This window comes from Thermostichus sp. OS-CIW-33 (genome assembly GCF_054059615.1).
The window spans coordinates 119,908-137,530 of sequence record NZ_JBSSCH010000005.1 but is presented as its reverse complement, the minus strand read 5'-3'; the positions used below and the strand labels follow the sequence as shown (position 1 = coordinate 137,530).

Here is a 17,623-nt window from a genome sequence, read left to right as displayed (position 1 = left end):
CAACCTCATTTTTGGCCTTTGAGATCCTGAAACGAATAAAGTTTAGTTGCAAACCTATCGCGCCAGCGGGACGGAGTCCTTACTTTCTCAGGGGGCACGCAGCTGAGAAAAGTTGAACCGAGTCCTGATAGGCTGAAGAAAAGTTGGGATCCCTGCCATGTTCTACCTGCCGGTCTCGCTGCTGTTGTTTTTCATGCTGGTGTTGCTGCTGCCTTTCCTCTGGCTGGGGCTGGCAGTGGATGTGGTGGCGCTGGCGGTGGGAAAGCTGGGGTTCTCGCGGGAGGGAGCGCTGTTACTGCTGCTGGCCATCCTGGTGGGCAGCTCGGTCAATATTCCCCTCTATCGGGTGAAATGCGAGGTGACGCTGGTAGAAGACCTAGCTAGCTTGTGGATGCGGCAGTTCTGGGGGATCCCTTTGACCAAGCTTTCCCAGGAGACGGTGATTGCCTTAAACGTGGGCGGGGGGCTGATCCCGGTGCTCTTGGCCCTATACCAATTTGGGCGGGCCGATAGCGTGCTGATCCTGGCGGTAACGGCGCTGGTAACCTTGGTCAGCTACTATGCTTCCCACGTGGTGCCCGGGATCGGCATTCAGATGAATCCTCTAATTGCCCCGGCTACGGCAGCCTTAGCCGCTCTGTTTTGGGCAGGGAACCAGGCACCGGCAGTGGCCTTTGCTGGTGGAGTTTTGGGCACGGTGATCGGGGCAGATCTCCTGCATCTGCCAGAAGTCCTGCGGCGCAACTGCTCTGGCATTCTCAGCATTGGCGGGGCCGGGGTTTTCGATGGTATTGCCCTCTGTGGCTTGTTTGCCCTGCTGCTGAGCTAAACCAGCAAATAGGTAAGGGAAAGGGTGATGGATTGGGCGGGATCCAGCCAACGCAAGTCGGGATCCCCTTCGGAGGCACGCTGAGTCAACTCCTCGAGGAGCGTTTGCGTCCATTCCAGCGGCCCATTGAGCAACATCGGCGAACGGGCTACCCCCAGTTTGCGGGCCATAGCCTTGAGGGCTTCCAAGCTGGCGGACAGGGGGCGGGTGCTGGCCACAAACAACAGCTCCGTCAGCCCTTGGGCCTGACAGGTGAGCAAGTCAGAGCTCACAGCAGAGCGCAGCTCGCCATCGACCTCCGGCAAGGGTGGCAAAGTTAAACTGCTCTTGGCTTCCAAGCGAAGAGGTGTGGTGAAGTTGTCCTGAGGCAGGGGGGCCAGCAGGTGCAGTTGTCCGGTCGGGTCGATCAGCAACAGGTAGCCGTAGAGATCCTGCTCGCTGTTGTTGCAAAGGGTGAGATGCAAGGGATCCCCTCGCGTAAACCGCTGCATACCCACCTCAGCAGGAGCAGAGGCTACAGACTGGACAAGGCGTGCCGCCAACGAGGGAGCTAAGGACTCCGTCCCGCTGGCGCGATTGGCAGCTCTACCTTTGACAGCCAACTCCGCCACCACCGCCAAGGAAGAGGAAACAGCATTGAGAGTGGTGCGCAAACGTTTGGCAGCCAGCAGATGGGCAAGACGGGGAGCTAACCGCTGGACGGCCATTGCTGCAGCCTCTCCTGCTGGGCCACAGGAATTCAGGAGCAATTCTCGCCCCGGCCAGAACAGGCTGTAGCTGTTCACTTCCAGGGGTTTGAGCAGGGTATCCGACCGTTCGCGCCAGCGGGACGGAGTCCTAAAAGCAGTGGCCATTTCCGGGGTGATGCGGCCCAACAAACAGTCCACCTGTCGCTCGCGGGGGTTGGCCGTTTCCATCCAGCTATAGCCGGCAATGGCATTGGTCAGATCCACCTTTTCAATGCGGCCCAGGTTCTCCTCTAGGCCAACCAAAAGCTTGAGCGTGCTGGAGAGGCCGCGCAGCTGCTCCCGCAAAGGTGTGCCCACAGGGGGAAGCTGCCCTTCCGGACTGGCCATCTGAACCTGAGCCAACAGCCCACTGCGAGAACGCATGAGCAGCGGCGTCGGCGAAGAGGCGGAAGGATCGGCGGGAATGGGAACCAAAAGAGTACCCGGCTGCAAACCACACAGGGCCGCCGATGGGATCCCGCCTAACCACACCTGAGCCCGATTTCCCTTCACTTCTTGAACTACCCCGCTGACCCCTGCCGGTGTGGGCATGAGAAAATAGGGGTGGATGTGTCGAGCAGTGTCTTTGCCTTCCAAGGTGGGGCGTTGGCAGGCGAATAGGCCCAGCTCTCGCCGGCTAACCACTTGGTTAAAGGCCACCAGCAGACGAGTGGCAGGCGTGGTTTCCCACAGGTACTGCGTCAGCAGATAGGTGAGTACCCCAGCATAGAATCCTGGCCAAGCGGCTTCTGCTGCCAAGTCTTGCGGGGTGGTGGCCGAAATCAGCAAGCCCTTGGGCGGAGACGGCCAAACCCGCTGCGGCTCCGATCGCGCCAGCGGGACGGAGTCCTTGGAGTCCGAGATCGCGGCTGGGGGACGGGAACGCAGTTGCAAGTTGCCTCGCACCGACGGCGAGACATAGGTAAAGCCACAGTCCAGAAGGGTGGTGATCTGGGCAGTGCCCAAGCCTTCCAAAAGCCGGAAAAAGCTGTCTAGCTCCATTGCTGCCACTCCCTCAGAGCCAGACAACAGCAGCACCGGCTGCCAACAGTTGGGCGCGGATCCCAGCCGCCACTGGCCATAGCCGCTAAACTGCACCACTACCGTTTCAGCCGTGTGACCTTGACCCCCCAAGTGCTCTGCAAAGGCCGATTGGATCCCAGCCGGCGTGGCTGCCCCATCGGTAAGGGTGAGAATGTCTGCCGGGTCAAAACCAAAGCGATAGAGGAGTAGCTCCCGCTGCAACTCCACATCTGTCAAACACCCTTGTAGCGCGGATCCCTCGCCCAGGTAGCGGTTAATACCGATGAGAACAGCCAGCTTGCGGGAGCCAGCCGCCAAAGCTTGCCCATATCGCTCAGCCCGGCCCCTCAACCAGCCAGGGGATAGGCCAAGACCGGCAGCAACCAGGAGGAGTTTTTGCAGAAAAGACCGCCTTTCCATGTTGACCCTCTGGGCTGACCCCCGGCCCAACGACTACCCCATCGGCCAGCGAGCCACAGCTAAACTTTGCACTGGAATCTGTTGCTGCCTATTTCAGGATATCCCCATCCACACAGCTTTTTCCCGAGATCGAGTGACAGTTTTTGGCGTTTTCTTTGCATTCCTTATCAATCAAACCTCCGCTACTTCCCATGGGGATCCCACGGCAGCGCTCTTCTGTCAGACAAGTCCGTCAGACAGGAGGGAAAGTGTGAGGAAGTCAATACTCAGCGGTTCAGGAAATAGGGCAAGCAAGCCCCACGCTCCGGCCAATGGAAGCGGACGAAGGGAACCAAAATGAACCCAGCTATCCCCAGACAGAACAGGCCAAAGTAGAGGTGGAAAGCCCCGACTGGATCAGCTGGTTCCATCCTTCCCCCTCCTAGGGATCCCAGCGCTAAGGCCAAGAGATTGTTCAAGGCATGAGCCAAGACAGGCAAGGTCAGGGAGCGGGTCTGCAGGTAGAACAGGCCCATCACCAGGCCGAACACCGTCAACCCGACGGGGTTGGGGTGCAGCAGGCCAAATACCCCAGAAGAAGCCAGCAGACCTCTGGAGAGGCCCCACTTGAGGCCCCAGCGGTGTAGCAAGATGCCGCGAAACAGCCACTCCTCCGTTATGGGGGCCACCACCCCAATCGAGAGCCAGCGCAACCCCTGATACATCTGCGGCCAGGCCGTTTCCCTATCCTCTTCCCCCAGTGAGTGCAGCATCGACTCCGCCAGCTCTGGTGCAAGCCAAGATATCAGGTAGATCATCAGTAAAGTTGTGCCGATGGAGAGCACTACCAAAGCCGGCACCACCCGCAGCAGGGATCCCCAAGGAATAGCAGCCCGCCAGTTGCCCCACAGCCGTCTCATCTGCAGATGGGCTTGCTGCCCCCGTCGCCAGCTCCAGATACAGGTGAGGACAAATGTAGCGCAATAGACAAAGTCGGCCAGCAGAGGATCGTCAGATGGGAGATGAAACAGCTGGGCCAAGGCGATGGCTCCCAAGCCTACCCCCAGGTTGATCACCAAGAAGGCCAACAGCACGCGGCGCGCCTTAAGGGCTGCAAATCCGGTCACACTCGGCTCGGCAGGCCGTAGAGGGGGAGATCCAGACACAGAGGCAGAGAGCGCAGTTTTCCCATTCTAGTTTTGGCGGGGATCCCCAGAGGTGGGCTGCTGTCAACTCCTCAGGGAGAAGACTGAAGATCCTTATTCCGAAGGTTCGTCCCGCCTTTTCAAACCCAATCGAGCAGGCCGGTGGCTGTCTCCGAGGGTCGCCAGGCTGAGCCAGCAAGTTAAGATGTGTTACGGAATCCGTTGGGGCATCTATGGGCGCAACACCGGTAGTGACAATAGCAGCGAGGCAGGATGGCTTGGGTTCTGGGGCTGTCTCCATCCCTCCGGCAGATCTGGGGGTGGTTCCTGAGCCAAGCTTGCGTTACGACCCAGAGCAGTTGGCCAAGCAATATCGAGGGCGCTGGGATCTGGTGGTGCGGCGCCTGTTTCAGTTGATCACCCCCTTTTTGGGCTTGTTGGCCTGGGTGTTTTGGGATCGCTGGCGGGGAGTAGAACTGAAGAATCGCCCGAAACATGCGGCCCGGCTACGGGAGATCCTCACGGAATTGGGGCCGACAGCCATCAAAATCGGCCAAGCCCTCTCCACCCGTCCCGATCTGGTTTCGCCCCTATTTCTAGAGGAGCTGGCCAAACTGCAGGATGAGCTGCCCCCCTTCGAGAATGCCATTGCTTTTGCCCTCATCGAGTCGGAGATCGGCAAACCCATAGACAAAATCTTTCGAGAGATCAGCCCTGAACCGATTGCCGCCGCCAGCTTGGGGCAAGTGTACCAGGCCTACTTGCACAGCGGGGAGAAAGTCGCCGTCAAGGTGCAGCGGCCCGACTTGATTGGGCGCATCTCTCTCGACATGTATATTGTCCGCAGCCTGGCCGCCTGGGCCAAACGCACTTTCCGCCGCATCCGCAGCGACCTGGTGGGCATCGTCGATGAGTTTGCCGGGCGCCTCTACGAAGAAATGGACTACACGCAGGAGGGCCGCAATGCCGAGCGGTTCCTGGCGCTGTACCGTCACCCCTCCATCTACGCTCCCAAAATTTACTGGGAGTACACCCGCACCAAGGTGCTGACGATGGAGTGGATTGATGGCATCAAGCTGACTCAGGTTGACAAAATCGCTGCTGCGGGGCTGGATGGACGGCACTTGATCGAGATCGGTGTCAATTGCTCCCTCAAGCAGCTTTTGGAAAATGGCTTTTTCCACGCCGATCCCCACCCGGGCAACCTCTTGGCCATGTACGACGGGCGGCTGGCCTATATCGATTTCGGCATGATGAGCACCATCGCGCCCCATCAGCGCTACGGCCTGATCAAGGCGATTGTGCATTTGGTAAACCGAGACTTTGCCGGGCTGGCCCAAGACTACGTGGACTTGGAGTTCCTGGATCCAGATACCGACCTGACTCCCATCATCCCTGCTCTGGAAGCTGTCTTCGCCGAAGCGATGGGCAAATCGGTCTCCGAACTGAATTTCAAGAGCATCACCGATCGGCTCTCGGGGGTGATGTACGACTTTCCCTTTCGAGTTCCCGCCTACTACGCCTTGATCATCCGCTCTTTGCTCACCCTGGAAGGGATCGCCATCGGCCTGGATCCCAACTTTAAGGTGTTGAGCGTGGCCTATCCCTACGTGGCTCAGCGCCTGCTCACCGACCCGGCCCCGGAGCTGCGCGTATCTCTGCGGGAGCTGCTGTTTAACCAGGGGCAATTTCGCTGGAACCGCCTGGAGAACCTGCTGCGCAACGCCGTCAACAGCGAGGATTTTGACCTGCAGGGATCCCTGGAAAAGGCCGTTGATTTTATCTTTTCTGAGCGGGGCGCTTTCCTGCGGGAGCGCCTAGTGGATGTGCTCTTTTCCAGCTCGGGATCCCAGGGTGGCTCAGATGGCTTGGCTCATTTGCAGCGTCTGTGGGAACTCCTCAGCAGCAACCCAAGCTTTCAGCCGCTGCAGCTTCTGCCGATTGTTGCCAAGGTGGCTGCCAAACCGGAAGCTCAACAACTGGGCCGTCAATTGGCCTCCCGCTGGTTGCAACGCTCGGCAGCCCGCCTCATCCGCGACCTGCTATTGCCGGATACAGAAAAGCCCAGTTCACCCTCTTCCCTCAACGGGCGTGGCGGGATCCCTGGGCCAGCAACCTCTGCTTCTACCGCTCAACTTCCCCTTCCGGCCTAGCTCAGGTGCTCTTGGGGGGCAGTATCGCTGTTGGGGTTAACAGAGGCCAGAGCCAGCGTAATCCACTCGGAAAATTCATCGCGGCGGAAAACCTGGGGGCGGGAGCGGGGGCCAAAACGCAGCAGGCTGGGCATGCCGTGCTCCTTGAGTCGAGACTGTAGCCAGGTGCCCACACCGGTTTTGCCATCGTTGGGCATTTCGGTTTGGAAGTCACTGTACATCAACAACAACTGGCTGCGAGATTGGAGCACCGCATTCTCTTGAATTAACTTCGGCAAGGAGAGATGGGTGGCTGAGACTGCCCCTTTGCTCCCTTTGGCCGATTCACGACGACGGTCGCGCGGGCGCGGGTTAGTGCTTTCACGGCTCTTGCGGGTTTTGGGTTCACTAGGCATAGAATCTCCTAAACGACAGAGTGCTCCCCAACGGGGGTTAAAGCGGGAACTCGCAGGCCAAAAGCCGAGCCCGCTGTGAAAGTGGCTCGATGGGTACAGTTCTGGAGAATCGCTGAGAAGAGGGACACCTGCTCTTGAGTAAGCGAAGAAGAACTGCGCTGAGCCGGCACGAAAGGCTGGGATCCCTTCGGCGCAACAGCAGTCCACAGCGGGCCGAGCTCCTGCCAATACATCCAAGGCCTGCCCTTGTTTTTCCTGTCGGAGGCCAGTTTGGCTACCACGAATCCGCAGGGCAAGCAAGCCCGGATGTTACCCCTATATTGACTTAAAAATGGACAAGTGGACAGTCCCTGGCCGAGAATTTAGCTGCTGCGGCGGGAGCTTCGGAAGGAACTAGGCTTGCCCGCCGGTGGCGAGTATCGCTGAGCTACGGGAGCAGCCTCCTACTACACCTGGAAGCGGTTGTTGGTGGTGTCCAAAAAGGAGTTTCACTGGCTTACTGAGATACTATGCGCATTGCCATTGTCGGGTTGGGGTTGATTGGCGGATCCCTGGCCCTCAAACTGACCGAAAAGGGATATCCCGTCTGGGGGATAAGCCGCAACCCGGCCACCTGCAAACAGGCTCTGGAACGGGGTGCTGTCCAAGGCTGTGGAACCGAGTTGGCCCAGTTGGCTCGCTTTGATCCGCAAATGGTGCTGATCTGTACCCCTCTGGAGCAGGTGTTGACCACGCTAGCCGCCCTGTTGCCTTATTTGTCGGCAGAAACCGTGGTGAGCGATGTCGGCTCGGTTAAGCAGCCCATCGTTGCTCCGGCAACCGAATTGTGGCCCTGGTTTGTGGGGGGGCACCCCATGGCCGGCAAAAGCCTGCAAGGGATCCAAGCGGCAGAAGCTGACTTGTTTCGGGGGCGGCCCTACGTGCTCACTCCCATCGCCGAGACCCAACCTCAGGCTCTCGATGCGGTGAAAGAACTGATTGCTGCTGTTGGCGCAGAAGCTGTCCTCACGGATCCCGCACGCCATGACCGAGCGGTGGCCTGGATCAGCCATTTGCCAGTTATGGTCAGCGCCAGTTTGATCGCAGCGGTTAGCCAAGAAGGGGATCCCGCGATTCTGGAATTGGCCCGCACTTTGGCCAGCAGCGGATTCCGCGATACCAGCCGTGTTGGCGGAGGGATCCCGCAATTGGGTTTGGAAATGGCCCGCCACAACCGGCAGGCGCTGCTGACTGCCCTGCACAGCTACCAAGCCCAGTTACGACAGATAGAGCGGTTGATCGATGGCGAAAAGTGGGACGAATTGCTCCGGGTGCTGCAACGAACTCAACAAGAATGGCAGCAGTTCCCGGTCAACCATCCTCGCGGAATTCCTCACAACCTGCGCGGTGGGAATGGACAGTAGACGTACTCCCCCAAGACTGGGGATCCCAGGGGGGCGGGGGAGTTCATGCTACCTTGAGCTTATGTGGACAGATCGAGCTTATGTTGAATGCGGCTCAGCTCTGGCTTTACCACCTAGAACAATGGGCAACTGAGCTGGTGCAGTTTCAACTGCAGCACCTTTCTCCCGTTAGTCTGTTGGTGGTGGGTCTGGCGGGCTTGCTCACCAGTCTTTCCCCCTGCACGTTGTCTATGCTGCCGGTGACCATCGGCTACATCGGCGGCTACACCCCCGCTTCTGAGGAAACGGCTGGGGAAGGGCGGCGGCAAGTTTGGGCTCAATCTTTGGGTTTTGCGGCTGGGGTGGCTTTTACCCTGACCCTGCTGGGTTTGTCGGCAGCTTTGCTGGGTCGCGTTTACGGACAAACCGGATCCTTCGGGCCTGTTGTGGTGGGGGGAATTGCTATTTTGATGGGGCTGAACTTGTTAGAGGTGATCCCCCTGCGTTTTCCCGATGGGTTTAACCGCCTCGAGATTCCCGGAGAATGGCCCAGGCTGGGTCGGGCAGTGTTGCTGGGGTTAACTTTTGGCCTGGTGGCCTCTCCCTGCAGTACGCCGGTTTTGGTGGCTTTGCTGGCCTGGGTTTCCACCACAGGGCAGCCATGGGTAGGGGGTGGGCTGTTGCTGGCTTACGGGCTGGGATTGGCCTTTCCTCTGCTCCTGGCGGGGGTGTTTACCGGGTTGGTGAAGCAACTGTTGGCCCTGCGGCGCTGGTCGGGCTGGCTCACTTATGCCAGTGGGGTGGTGTTGGTGGGGTTCGGCAGCGTAACAATCTTGTTGGCTTGGGCCTAAGGGATCCCTGCTGCTGCAGGCTAAGATGGGGCTACACCTACAGCACCCTGTTGGGGACTGCACCTTGCCTGGCAAGAGCAGCGGTCTGAATCTTGAGCCGACAAACTTCTCATGGTCATATACTCTCTCCCGCTTGCCCGCTGGGTTTCCTCGCTGCGGCGGTACTTTCGTCATGAGCTGCTGCCGCTGCTGGCGGATCTGCGCCTGGCCATTGGCCTTTTGTTGGCAATTGCGGTCTTGAGCGCCACCGGCACGGTGATCGAGCAAGAGGAAACAGCGGCTTTTTATCAAGCCCACTATCCGGAGCATCCGGCCCTGTTTGGCTTTCTCACGTGGCGGGTGATCCTGAACTTGGGATTGGATCACGTCTACCGCACCCCTTGGTTTCTGGCCATTTTGATCCTGTTCGGCAGCAGCCTTGCCGCCTGTTCCCTGACGCGCCAATGGCCGATGTTGAAGGGGGCCCGCCGTTGGAGCTATCTCACCCGTCCGCAGTCTTTTCAGCGCCTGCCCTTTTGGACGTATCTGCCCCAACAATCCTTACAAGGGCTGCCGCAGCAGTTGCGCCGACAGGGCTACCTGGTGTTTCAGGAGGGCCATCACCTCTACGCCCGCAAAGGGTTGATCGGCAGGATCGGCCCCATCTTGGTGCATGTCAGCATGCTGCTGATCTTGCTGGGGGCCATTTGGGGCAGCATTAGCGGCTTCAAGGCCCAAGAACTCATTCCCAGCGGCAGCGTGGCTTCCATTCAACACTTGACCGGAGCAGGGGATCTGGCTCGCGCTCACTTGCCCACCTGGCAAATTCGGGCCAATCGCTTCTGGATTGACTACGCTCCCGATGGCCGTGTCAAGCAGTTTTATTCCGACCTCTCGATCTTGGATCAGGGTCAGGAGGTCAAACGTCAGACCATTTCTGTCAACCATCCTCTCTCCTACCGGGGTGTGACCCTCTACCAAGCCGATTGGAGCATCGACAGCATCCGCATCCGCATCAACAACAGCCCCACTTTTCAAATCCCGGTGGTGCCGGTGCGTACCGAGGCAGGCAACAAACTCTGGGGCGCTTTTGTGCCCACCCAGCCGGACATGAGCCAGGGCCTCACGCTGCTGCTGCCGGATCTGCAGGGGACAGCCCTCCTCTACGACACTGAAGGGCAATGGATGGGATCCCTGCGCCAAGGCATGAGCTTGGCCCTCGACGAGGTCGCTCCCCAACGCTTCCCCAACCCCCTCACTCTGTATCTGGATGAGGTGATCGGCGCTACCGGACTGCAAATTAAATCGGATCCAGGGATCCCTGCGGTGTATCTCGGATTTGGCCTGTTGATGGTGGGGGTGGTGATGAGCTACTTCAGCTACAGCCAAATCTGGGCTTTGCAAACGGAGACGGGGCTCTACTTGGGGGGCAAAACCAACCGGGCCTTGGTTACTTTCGAGCGAGAATTCGACCGCTTGGTGGAGCAACAAAAGGTCGCCTTCTCTCTTTCCCAGATCCCGGTGGAAGCTGAGATTGGATAGGTGCTGCCTTTTCCTCCGAAACTGAGCTCTATCTCCTGCCCAATAGGGATCCCATGAGGTTGAAAGCCCTCATTTGATTTTCCTTGCCACACCCTAAAGTTCTCTGGAAGGATGTATACAATGCAGGGATCCAGTGGCCAGTCAGGGGGATCCCTTGGGTCGGGCTCATGGCTTGAGTTTGAGGGGATGTTCTCGGGTCATCCAAAGTGAGAGGGAACTTGAGAAAAATGCAAACTACTGTTTCAGTTTCCACACACTTCTCCACATCCGGAAAGCTTGCTTAGAGATTGAGTTAGAGTGTTTCCAGTCGGTTCCTGCAGTATGCTGCCTTTTCAGGAGGGCAAGACATGAAAGTTGGAGATCGGGTGCGGGTGCGTACCAGCGTGATTGTCTATCACCACCCGGAACATCGCAATCAACCTTTCGACCTCAAAGGCATGGAAGGGGAGCTGAAGGCCGTGATTCGGGATTGGAATGGCCGCCCGATCAGCGCCAACTTTCCCTTTCAGGTGCAGTTTGACAACAAGTTCCGTGCCCATCTCCAAGCTGATGAGCTAGAGGTGGTGGAGTCGGCTGGTTCTGGAGAGTCTGCTGAGACGGCTGCCTAGTTGAGGCCCAACAGCGTGCGGTTGGTTTCCAGAATCGGCCTGATCAACTTGGTTTCTTCGGGGGTGAGGTAATTGGCTATCACTTCTTGTAGGAAGCGATAGGTGGCCTCGCAACTGCGTTGGGTGCGGAAGGCCCGCATTAAGGTCTGGAACCAGTAGAGAAATCGATCTTTGTAGCGTTGCTCATCGTCCAGGAGCATGGCCAAAGCCGAGAGGCGCAAAACCCGCACGGTGTCAGCCTTCCACTTGTTGCTGAAGTCTTCCACCCCTCGCATGAGCAAGTAGGGATCCAGCGCGCGCATTTTCATCTCCACATCCCGGATGATCTGGGCTTCCGCCGCCTGGATCTTGCGATAGGCGCTCAGGCGAAGGTCAAAGGAGGCTAGGTAGGTCTCCATGAACTGCAGCTCCTCATCCCTGAGATACCGTCCGTCGGCAGCGATGCTCAGTTCGCGCAGTTGAGTCAGCATAGGGATCCCTGGGCAAGCTGGAATGAGAATGGAAAAAACACCACCTGTTCTGACTGACGGTCCAGCCTTGGTCTCTCAATCCTATCCCCAAACTCCCGGCCAGAAGAGGGGAATTGCAGGGATCCCCGGCAACCCTCTCAGTCAGGTTAATATTAATTAACAGTCTGTTGCTGCAAGAACCCACTCGACCCCAGATTGTTACCCACAAGTCGCCATCTGCGAGTTCGATTCAAAAACACCCTTTGGGAGGAAACACTTCCGTGAGTCAGAAAGGTAAAAACAAGAAATGGAGAAGCGCGGGGTTATATGCGCTACTGGCCATCGTCTTGATCTCTTTAGCCACCACCTTCTTTGGTACTCGCCCGGCTGAGCGTTTGGAGATCAGCTACTCCGACCTAATCAGCCGTGTTGAACGGGGCGAGGTCAGCAAAGTTTTGGTGGAGACGGCCCCGGATGGTCGCCAGGTTGCCATCGCCGAGGCAGAAATCAACAACCGCGCCACCCAAGTGCAGGTGAATCTGCCCCCCCTTACCCCCGAGTTTGAGAACACCCTGGTTGCCAACGGGGTGGAGCTGGCGGTACGCCCTGTTCAAGAGGAGGGGCTACTTGGGCGCATTCTCAGCACCTTCTTCCTGCCGGTTTTGCTCTTGCTGGGGCTCTTTTTCCTGCTGCGGCGGGCTCAAAATGGCCCAGGCAGCCAAGCTCTCAACTTCGGCAAATCCAGGGCACGGGTGCAGATGGAGCCGAAAACCCAAATTACCTTCAACGATGTGGCCGGCATCGATCAGGCCAAGCTGGAGCTGGCAGAAGTGGTGGATTTCCTGAAAAATTCAGAGCGCTTCACCGCTTTGGGAGCCAAGATCCCCCGCGGGGTGCTGCTGGTGGGCCCGCCCGGCACCGGTAAGACCCTGTTGGCCCGCGCCGTAGCCGGAGAAGCAGGTGTGCCCTTTTTCTCCATTTCCGGCTCCGAGTTTGTGGAGATGTTTGTTGGGGTGGGGGCCTCGCGGGTACGGGACCTGTTCGAGCAAGCCAAGCAAAATGCTCCCTGCATCGTCTTCATCGATGAAATTGATGCAGTCGGTCGCCAGCGGGGAGCTGGCTTGGGAGGTGGCAACGACGAACGGGAGCAGACCCTGAACCAGTTGCTCACCGAGATGGACGGTTTTGAGGGCAACTCCGGCATCATCGTCATTGCGGCCACCAACCGACCGGATGTGCTGGATGCAGCGCTGCTGCGGCCCGGTCGCTTTGACCGCCAAGTGACGGTGGATCGCCCCGACTTCCAGGGCCGCCTGGAGATCCTCAAGGTGCATGCCCGCGGCAAAACCTTGGCCGCCGATGTGGATCTGGAGAAATTGGCCCGCCGCACCCCTGGGTTTACCGGCGCAGACCTGGCCAACCTACTCAACGAAGCGGCCATCTTGGCGGCCCGCCGCAACCTCACCGAGATCTCGATGGACGAGATCAACGACGCCGTGGATCGGGTGTTGGCTGGCCCAGAGAAGAAGGATCGCCTCATGAGCGAGCGGCGCAAGGAGCTGGTGGCCTACCACGAGGCAGGACACGCCCTGGTGGGATCCCTCTTGCCCAACTACGATCCCATTCAAAAGGTCAGCATCATTCCCCGCGGCCAGGCGGGTGGTCTCACTTGGTTCATGCCCAGCGATGACGACATGGGGCTCACCACCCGTGCCCATCTGAAGAACATGATGACTGTTGCCTTGGGTGGGCGCGTGGCCGAAGAAGTGGTCTATGGAGAGTCGGAGATCACCACAGGGGCAGCCAGTGACCTGCAGCAGGTGGCCCGCATCGCCCGCAACATGGTGACCCGCTTCGGTATGAGCGATCGCCTGGGAAATGTAGCCCTAGGTCGCCAGTACACCAACATTTTCCTGGGCCGGGAAATCGCCGCAGAACGGGATTTCTCGGAGGAAACAGCAGCCCTCATCGACGAAGAGGTGCGGCGGCTGGTGAACGAGGCCTACCAACGGGCTACCTACTTGATTCGAGAAAACCGCGCCCTCTTGGATCGGATTGCCCGCCGCCTGGTGGAGGCCGAAACCATCGATGGGGAAGAGCTGCAGGCCATCATCGACAACTCTGAGGTGGTGATGTTGCCCCCCGAAGAGGAGCCAGAACCGCTGACTCTGCCTATGGCCGTCAACGCCAGCGCCTAGTCTCTTTTCCCCAAGCGCAAACTTGGGATCCCTGCTTTTCCTCTTGAGGAGAGAGGGATCCCAATGTTTTGTATGATTTGCGCTGGGAGAGGGGGAGTCCACCCTAGCCGGCAGCAGCCGAACCCAACAGAGTCCGGCTCACCCCTGCTTCCAGGGGCTGAGGCTCGTAGATTTTCAGCACGTACTCGGCCACCATGCGGTCGGTGTTGAAAACGGGGTTGAGGGTGCGGATGGCCTCCTTCATGCGGGCAATCCAGCGGCGCGGGATCCCTTTCTCATCCCGGTCGTAGAACATGGGGATCACCTCATACTCCAACAAGTCGTAGAGGGAGTTGGCGTCCAAGTCGTCTTGGGCAGCGGGATCCAGACCTTCGATTTCTTGGCCAATAGCCCAGCCATTGCGACCGTTGTAACCTTCGGGCCACCACCCATCCAGCACCGACAAATTCAATCCCCCGCTGAAGCCCACCTTTTGTCCTGAGGTGCCGGAGGCCTCCAGAGGGCGTCGCGGGTTGTTCAGCCACACATCGACCCCCTGCACCAAATTGCGAGCGACATAGGCATCGTAATTTTCGATGAAGGCGACTCGGTTGGCCACCTCAGGCCGGTTCGACCATTCCACCACCCGCTGGATCAGGCGCTTGCCCCCTTCATCCCGGGGATGGGCCTTGCCGGCGAAGATAATTTGCACAGGGTACTCTTTGTTGGTGAAGATGCGGGTAATTCGCTCCAGATTTCGCAGGATCAAATCTCCTCGCTTGTAGGCGCTGAAGCGACGGGCAAACCCAATCGTCAAGACCTTGGGATCCAACAACTGGTTGACCGCTTGGATGCGTTCGTTGCTTTCGCCGCGATTGCGCCGGGCCCGCAACACTCGGTGACGGGTGAAAGACACCAGCCGCTCCCGCAGAGCTTCTTTGCGCCGCCACAGTTCTTCATCTGGGATCTCTTCCACCTTGGCCCACAGTTCCGGGTCTGACACCCGCTCCGGCCAATCGGGGCCCAAGTACTGGTCGTAGAGATTCCAGAAGAGGGGGGAAACCCAGGTACGGGCGTGAACCCCATTGGTAATGGAGCTGATGGGCACCTCATCCACCGATCGCTCAGGGTAGAGCACATGCCACATTTCGCGAGAAACCCGTCCGTGGAGCTTGCTTACGCCATTGGCTGCCCGCGCGTACCGCAAAGCCAGCACCGTCATGTTAAAGCGCTCCCAGGGATCCCCGGTGCGCCGAGCTCCCAAGGCCAAAAATTGTTCCCGCGTCAGGCCCAGTTGTGGCCAGAAAGAGGCAAAGAACGCATCCATCTCATTGGGGCTAAAGGCATCGTGGCCAGCCGGCACCGGTGTATGGGTGGTAAACACGCATTTTTCCCGCACCTTGGCCTCCGCCGTCTCGAAGGGGGTGCCCCGCGCCACCTCCTCCCGCAGCAACTCCAGCGTCAGGAAAGCAGCGTGCCCTTCATTCATGTGATAAACCATGGGATCCAAACCCAACTGGCGCAGCAGACGCACCCCACCGATACCCAGGATGCACTCTTGGGCAATGCGAGTATCGGTGCTGCCCCCGTAGAGGTGGGCGGTAATCCAGCGGTCGATGGGGTCGTTCTCCGGCAGGTCGGTGTCCAGCAGAAAAAGAGGTACCCGGCCCACGTCCGCCCGCCAGGCCCGCGCCTTCACCAACCGCTGCCGCATCGCCACTTCCACCAACAGAGGGCTGCCATCCGGCTGGCGCACCAGAGTCAACGGCAGAGACTCAAACTCAGAGTCTTCGTAAAGCTCCCCCTGCCAGCCATTGTTGTCCAGGCGCTGTTGGAAGTAGCCCTGACGGTAGAGCAACCCGATGGCCACCAGGGGCACCCCCAAATCTGAAGCCGACTTGAGGTGATCGGCGGCCAACATACCCAGCCCGCCAGAGTAGGTGGGCAAAGACTCGTGCAAGCCGTATTCGGCACAGAAATAGGCAATAGGACGCTGCCAGTCGTAGGTTTTCATGGTGCGCTTGGCCCAGGTATCCTCAGCCGTCATGTACTGCCGATAGGACTGCACCATCCGGTTCAACGTGTTGAGGTAGTTCACATCGGTGGCCAAGGCTGCCAACCGCAAGTAGGAAACCTCCTCCAGCATGCGCACCGGGTTGTGGGAGGTTTTTTCCCACAGGGCGGGATCCATTTCCCGGAAAATGGTGAGGTGATCGGGGTTCCAGGTCCACCAATAGTTGCGGGCGATCTCGCACAGGGGCGTGAGCGCTTCCGGCAGCACCGGACAACGTTCGGGAAAAGCAGGAGCTAAGGTGGCAATGGACATAGGACAGATACCTGGGGTTAAAGTTATGGGCTCGAAAAAGAAGAGGTAGAGGTCGATCCTGGTAAACGTATCTCAATTATTATTGAGCCGATCCTGAGGATTCTGAGGGGGGAATTCAAGATCTCTACAAAATCTTCAGGGGACGTAACCCAAATTTTCCAGGGCTTCTCCCGATCTTGCCACAGCAGCGCGGAGCCTTCAAAAACAGGGGTCGCAGGCAGGCCAGCTTTCGATTCCGGCAGAAGCTGCCCGTCTAGAAGCTGCCCGTCTATCGTAAGAGATGGTGCAACATTAGAGTTAACTCAAAGTTAACAAAATCTACAGAACCCCAACGAACCCTTGGGGAACCCCTCCGGTTCAATTAAAATGCTGCTTCTCATAAGCTCTTAAAAACTGCAGCCGCTTTTGCTACCAATCGATGATTTTGTTGGCTTCTCCCTGAAGTTGAGCCCTAACGTCCTTCCACCACTGCCAAGGTGGTGTTGCGGTAGTAGTGGCTGAGGATCTGTTGGTAGGAGTAGTTCTGGCTGGCCATCCCAGCCGCTCCCCACTGGCTCATGCCGACGCCATGTCCGTAGCCGCGCCCCTGAATCTCAAAGAAAGCCGGGAATGTCCCTGCCACAGGAGCCAGGCTGGCCGTAGTGGTGGCCTCCCCGCGCGGACTAATGGCAATCTTTGTGCTGCGCAACCCTAGAGCCCGACGAAAATCGCCGGCATTGAGATCTTTGATCCCTTGGGATCCCGTCAGGCGCACCGTGATTGCCCGTCCCCACGGGGAGCTGCGCAGCACCTCAACAGAACGAATGGCACCGATCCCGGCAGCCAATTGCTGAATCTGTTGGGCAGGAACGGTGGCCGTCCAGCTAAACACGGGTGAGTGGTGATCGAAATCGGGCACCCCCTGTAAGTAGGGCCGCGATTCTAACCAGACGTTGCCTGCATCATCTGTATGTCCCCCCGCAGAGGAGTGGAAAACCGCATTGATCAACTGCCCCTGGTAGATGAGAACCTGCCCGGCGGTCTCACGGGCAGCCGCTTGGGTACGGCTGGATTCGGCAGCCACTCCCTTGTAAACCTGCCAATCAATCCCGTTTCCTAAGTCAAAAGGCTGCTGGGAACGGCGACTGCGGTGGTAGAGGGCATAGGTGCGGGAGGCCACGGCTTGGGCTTTGAGAGCCTCCATGGGAAAACGGTGTCCCATCTCGCTGCCCACTACGCTGGAAACGTAGTCCTCCAAGCCAACTTGGTTGATGGCAATCACCCCGCGCTCGCCGGGGATCAACTCCACCAAGCCACGGTACCAATTCTGGTCGATAAACACCAACCCATCGGGGACAGTGGGCTGCAGGTAAAGACGTTCTCCCTGTTGGCCGGCCAAACTGACTGCTGAACCCGAACGGCTGGCCTGCAGCGGTTGCATGGCCTGAACCTCTGCCAGCGGCTGTCCCTGGGCATTCAACAGGCGGGCTCCGGTAGAGCTGCCGACGGTGACCTGGGGCTTGTTGACGGCAATACCTACCCGCAGCAGTACCCGTGCCTGCACCGGAAAGGTCAAGCACAGCCAAGCCCAAACCAGAAGGGCAATACTCCTAAGCCAAGCTGATGGGAGAGGAGAAAAGGAGAGGGCAATAGTCACA

At 58.7% G+C, this 17,623-nt stretch carries 13 protein-coding genes; 7 read left to right on the top strand and 6 right to left on the bottom strand.

Annotated elements, in window-relative coordinates:
- Positions 1–157 precede the first annotated feature (157 nt).
- Positions 158–829 (top strand): DUF1614 domain-containing protein, encoded by a 672-nt coding sequence (locus ACVWZG_RS05425; protein ID WP_457405298.1) that lies wholly within the window; start codon positions 158–160, stop codon positions 827–829.
- On the opposite strand, the gene ACVWZG_RS05420 is transcribed toward ACVWZG_RS05425, so the two are convergent.
- Together ACVWZG_RS05420 and ACVWZG_RS05415 are read right to left on the bottom strand one after the other, a co-directional pair.
- Entirely contained in the window at positions 826–3,000 is a 2,175-nt protein-coding gene (locus ACVWZG_RS05420) for a caspase family protein (protein ID WP_457405295.1), read from the bottom strand. The two genes, ACVWZG_RS05425 and ACVWZG_RS05420, sit on opposite strands and share 4 nt — an antisense overlap.
- A 266-nt stretch (positions 3,001–3,266) precedes the next feature.
- Positions 3,267–4,106 carry a CPBP family intramembrane glutamic endopeptidase gene (locus ACVWZG_RS05415; protein WP_457415284.1) on the bottom strand — a complete coding sequence of 280 codons (840 nt, stop codon included), beginning with the start codon at positions 4,104–4,106 and terminating at the stop codon, positions 3,267–3,269.
- Between the two features lie 251 nt (positions 4,107–4,357).
- On the opposite strand from ACVWZG_RS05415, the gene ACVWZG_RS05410 reads away from it, so the two are divergent.
- Positions 4,358–6,277, top strand: a complete 1,920-nt coding sequence (locus ACVWZG_RS05410; protein ID WP_011432269.1) for an ABC1 kinase family protein — start codon at positions 4,358–4,360, stop codon at positions 6,275–6,277.
- On the opposite strand, the gene ACVWZG_RS05405 is transcribed toward ACVWZG_RS05410, so the two are convergent.
- On the bottom strand, positions 6,274–6,672 hold the full coding sequence (locus ACVWZG_RS05405; RefSeq protein ID WP_414330450.1) for a hypothetical protein: 399 nt from the start codon (positions 6,670–6,672) through the stop codon (positions 6,274–6,276). The genes ACVWZG_RS05410 and ACVWZG_RS05405 overlap by 4 nt on opposite strands.
- 509 nt (positions 6,673–7,181) lie before the next feature.
- Here ACVWZG_RS05405 and ACVWZG_RS05400 point away from each other — a divergent pair.
- The 4 genes from ACVWZG_RS05400 (at position 7,182) to ACVWZG_RS05385 (ending at position 11,034) form a co-directional block, all read left to right on the top strand.
- Entirely contained in the window at positions 7,182–8,075 is an 894-nt protein-coding gene (locus ACVWZG_RS05400; RefSeq protein WP_457405290.1) for a prephenate/arogenate dehydrogenase, read from the top strand.
- Positions 8,076–8,155: 80 nt separating this feature from the next.
- Positions 8,156–8,905 carry a cytochrome c biogenesis protein CcdA gene (locus ACVWZG_RS05395; RefSeq protein ID WP_457405387.1) on the top strand — a complete coding sequence of 250 codons (750 nt, stop codon included), beginning with the start codon at positions 8,156–8,158 and terminating at the stop codon, positions 8,903–8,905.
- 111 nt (positions 8,906–9,016) lie between these two features.
- A complete protein-coding gene (locus ACVWZG_RS05390; protein ID WP_457393622.1) occupies positions 9,017–10,426 on the top strand; it encodes a cytochrome c biogenesis protein in 1,410 nt (469 codons plus the stop codon).
- 347 nt (positions 10,427–10,773) lie between these two features.
- Complete coding sequence (locus tag ACVWZG_RS05385; RefSeq protein ID WP_011432274.1) at positions 10,774–11,034, top strand: ferredoxin-thioredoxin reductase variable chain; 261 nt, start codon at positions 10,774–10,776, stop codon at positions 11,032–11,034.
- On the opposite strand, the gene ACVWZG_RS05380 is transcribed toward ACVWZG_RS05385, so the two are convergent.
- Positions 11,031–11,504 (bottom strand): globin family protein, encoded by a 474-nt coding sequence (locus ACVWZG_RS05380; protein ID WP_011432275.1) that lies wholly within the window; start codon positions 11,502–11,504, stop codon positions 11,031–11,033. The genes ACVWZG_RS05385 and ACVWZG_RS05380 overlap by 4 nt on opposite strands.
- Positions 11,505–11,764: 260 nt before the next feature.
- Between ACVWZG_RS05380 and ftsH the strand changes: the two genes are divergently transcribed.
- Positions 11,765–13,681 carry an ATP-dependent zinc metalloprotease FtsH gene (gene ftsH / locus ACVWZG_RS05375; protein ID WP_457405287.1) on the top strand — a complete coding sequence of 639 codons (1,917 nt, stop codon included), beginning with the start codon at positions 11,765–11,767 and terminating at the stop codon, positions 13,679–13,681.
- Positions 13,682–13,784: 103 nt separating this feature from the next.
- Here ftsH and glgP read toward each other — a convergent pair whose 3' ends face one another.
- Both glgP and ACVWZG_RS05365 read right to left on the bottom strand, forming a co-directional pair.
- Positions 13,785–15,986 (bottom strand): alpha-glucan family phosphorylase, encoded by a 2,202-nt coding sequence (gene glgP / locus ACVWZG_RS05370; protein ID WP_457405285.1) that lies wholly within the window; start codon positions 15,984–15,986, stop codon positions 13,785–13,787.
- Positions 15,987–16,437: 451 nt separating this feature from the next.
- Positions 16,438–17,622, bottom strand: a complete 1,185-nt coding sequence (locus tag ACVWZG_RS05365; RefSeq protein ID WP_457393626.1) for a SpoIID/LytB domain-containing protein — start codon at positions 17,620–17,622, stop codon at positions 16,438–16,440.
- Between the last annotated feature and the right edge of the window lies 1 nt (position 17,623).

Coding starts and splice junctions, on each gene's coding strand:
- ACVWZG_RS05425 (WP_457405298.1), top strand. CDS start 158: ATGTTCTACCTGCCGGTCTCGCTGCTGTTGTTTTTCATGCTGGTGTTG.
- ACVWZG_RS05420 (WP_457405295.1), bottom strand. CDS start 3,000: ATGGAAAGGCGGTCTTTTCTGCAAAAACTCCTCCTGGTTGCTGCCGGT.
- ACVWZG_RS05410 (WP_011432269.1), top strand. CDS start 4,358: ATGGGCGCAACACCGGTAGTGACAATAGCAGCGAGGCAGGATGGCTTG.
- ACVWZG_RS05405 (WP_414330450.1), bottom strand. CDS start 6,672: ATGCCTAGTGAACCCAAAACCCGCAAGAGCCGTGAAAGCACTAACCCG.
- ACVWZG_RS05400 (WP_457405290.1), top strand. CDS start 7,182: ATGCGCATTGCCATTGTCGGGTTGGGGTTGATTGGCGGATCCCTGGCC.
- ACVWZG_RS05395 (WP_457405387.1), top strand. CDS start 8,156: ATGTTGAATGCGGCTCAGCTCTGGCTTTACCACCTAGAACAATGGGCA.
- ACVWZG_RS05390 (WP_457393622.1), top strand. CDS start 9,017: ATGGTCATATACTCTCTCCCGCTTGCCCGCTGGGTTTCCTCGCTGCGG.
- ACVWZG_RS05385 (WP_011432274.1), top strand. CDS start 10,774: ATGAAAGTTGGAGATCGGGTGCGGGTGCGTACCAGCGTGATTGTCTAT.
- ACVWZG_RS05380 (WP_011432275.1), bottom strand. CDS start 11,504: ATGCTGACTCAACTGCGCGAACTGAGCATCGCTGCCGACGGACGGTAT.
- glgP (WP_457405285.1), bottom strand. CDS start 15,986: ATGTCCATTGCCACCTTAGCTCCTGCTTTTCCCGAACGTTGTCCGGTG.